This window comes from Syntrophomonas sp. UBA5494 (assembly GCF_002426325.1).
The window spans coordinates 54994-56475 of record NZ_DIPG01000134.1 but is presented as its reverse complement, the minus strand read 5'-3'; the positions used below and the strand labels follow the sequence as shown (position 1 = coordinate 56475).

Here is a 1482-nt window from a genome sequence, read left to right as displayed (position 1 = left end):
TGGAAAACGCCCGTCTTAACTATGAACGCATGCAACAACTTCATCAAGCCGGCGCTATTGCGGACAACGCCCTGGAGGCGGCCCGTCTGCAATACGAAACCCTGCAATCCGGGGCTGTAGAAGCCAGTGTGGCCTCGGCTGAAGCCGCCCGGCTCAGTCTTCAGGATCAACTCAACAACTGCAATCTGACCGCACCCATCAGCGGTATGGTGGGAAGCATCGCGGTTTCTCTGGGTGACACCGCCAGCCCGCAAAGCCCGGTTGCGGTTGTCAGCGACACTTCCCGGCTGCAGGTGGAGGTCCTGGTCAGTGAAGCAGACATAAACTTCATTCAGACCGGAAGCAAAGTCAATGTATACATATCTTCCTTAAGCGCCCAGCCATTTTCCGGCACGGTTGTCAGCGTGGACCCGATGGCCGATGTTGTTAGACGCAATTTCACCGTTCAGGTGGCACTGGATGAGGCTCAGCCGCAAATACGCCCCGGCATGTTCGCCGAGGTGGTAATGGCAACCGAGCAGGCTGAAAACACCCTGTGTGTGCCTATCGAAGCGGTCATAGCCCGCGGGGATAAGAGCGTGGTCTACACCGTGGATGCGGAGAACCGGGCCCATCCCCTGGAGGTAAAAACCGGCATCTCCAGTGATCGGCTCATCCAGATTATGGAGGGGCTGGAAGTGGGAACACCGGTTATCGTCCAAGGTAATACCCTGGTGTCAGACGGGACCCTGGTGAGGGTGGTTGCCGGGGAGGAAAAGGTATGAAACTGGTAGACTTTTCGATCCGACGCCCGGTAACCATGGCTATTCTGGTTGTAGTAGTCGCGATCCTGGGATTCTTTACCTATTCGCGTTTGTCCGTAGACCTTTATCCTGATATGGAGATCCCGGTGGTTGCGGTTATGAGCTCATATAGCGGAGCCGGCCCGCAAGAAGTGGAAAACCAGGTAACCAAGCCTCTGGAAAGCGCCATAGCCAATGTAGGCAGCATAAAACAGGTTGATTCAGTATCCTCTGAAGGCAGTTCGATTATCATCGTGCAATTTGATTGGGGCATCAATGTCGATAACGCTGCCCAGGAAATCAGCGAGAAGATTACGTTTGTAGAAGGGATCCTTCCCGACACCGCCACCAAACCAATGGTGGTTAAAATGGACCCCAACATGATGCCGGTGATTCAGATAGGGATAAGCGGGGCCGCCGACCTTACCCAGCTGCAGGCGGTAGCTGAGGATGTGATAGAACCCCGCCTGGCCAGGATTCCCGAGGTGGCTTCCGTAATCATTACCGGGGGCAGTCCCCGCGAAGTGCATGTTGATGTAGATCCGGTCAAGCTGGAGAATTATGGCCTGACTCTGGCCCAGGTGACCCAGGTTCTGCAGATGGAGAATTTCAATGTTTCCGGAGGCAAAGTGGTGCGCGGCGGCCGGGAAATGTATGTGCGCAACCTGCAGCAATTTGAATCCCTGGATGATATCAGGCA

2 protein-coding genes are annotated in these 1482 nt (G+C 55.1%); both read left to right on the top strand.

Features of this window, described 5'->3' with window-relative positions; translation table 11 throughout:
- Positions 1 to 764 (top strand): efflux RND transporter periplasmic adaptor subunit (locus tag B3W37_RS15255; protein ID WP_483176298.1); only part of this gene is annotated, 764 nt, incomplete at its 5' end.
- On the top strand, positions 761 to 1482 hold a 722-nt coding region (locus tag B3W37_RS15250; protein WP_483176297.1), incomplete at its 3' end, for an efflux RND transporter permease subunit. The genes B3W37_RS15255 and B3W37_RS15250, both read left to right, overlap by 4 nt.